This window comes from Halorubrum sp. CGM4_25_10-8A, assembly GCF_005435025.1.
Taxonomy (GTDB): domain Archaea; phylum Halobacteriota; class Halobacteria; order Halobacteriales; family Haloferacaceae; genus Halorubrum; species Halorubrum ezzemoulense.
This window is the reverse complement of record NZ_SGTX01000048.1, coordinates 1-620: the sequence shown is the minus strand read 5'-3', so window position 1 is coordinate 620 and position 620 is coordinate 1. Positions and strand designations below refer to the sequence as shown.

The 620-nt window shown below is 66.8% G+C and carries 1 protein-coding gene; it reads right to left on the bottom strand.

Features of this window, described 5'->3' with window-relative positions; genetic code table 11:
• The coding region (locus EXE52_RS18075) for a ThiF family adenylyltransferase (RefSeq protein ID WP_199239175.1) at positions 1-620 on the bottom strand (620 nt) is incomplete at both ends.

The window sequence follows — 620 nt, the reverse complement described above, 5'->3', positions numbered from 1 at the left end:
GTTCGGAGACCAGCAGGTCGTCGTCGAACTCGAACGGCCCGCGGGCGAGCAGTGCGTCGGCGTTACAGGTCAGGCAGTCGTCCGAGGTGTGCGTGCTGACGGCGACGTGCTCGTCGTTCAGGCCGTCGAGTCGCAGGTAGTCCGGCGGGGCCGCGTACCCCGTCACTACCTTCGTGAAGAGCCGAGTAATGCTCGAGGCCGCCATCCCGTTCAGCGGCGTGACCGCCGGTTCGGGCGCGACGACGTCCTCGTCGATATAGCCTCGCTCCAAGTCCGCCTCGATCTCCGCTTCGCTCGACTGTTCCCCTTGGAGCTGTTGCGGATCATTGCGCCCGAGACAGTCTAGACAGCCGCTCACGCCGGGGGCAACTAGCTGGATCAGCCCGCGCTCGTCGGTGACTGACCCGTTGTCGGCGGTTTCGATTGCCACGCCGCCGTCGATGTAGTACCGAAGGTACCGCACGGCGAACTCGTTACAGTACTGCCGCGCCGTGAGCCGGTCGACGGCTCCGATGATAACGTCACACGTGGCGAGCGTCTCCTCGGGGACGTCCTGGACGCGGCCGCGATACGCCTCGACCGTCGCGTCGGGGTTCGCTCGCACGACGTGCTCGCCGACG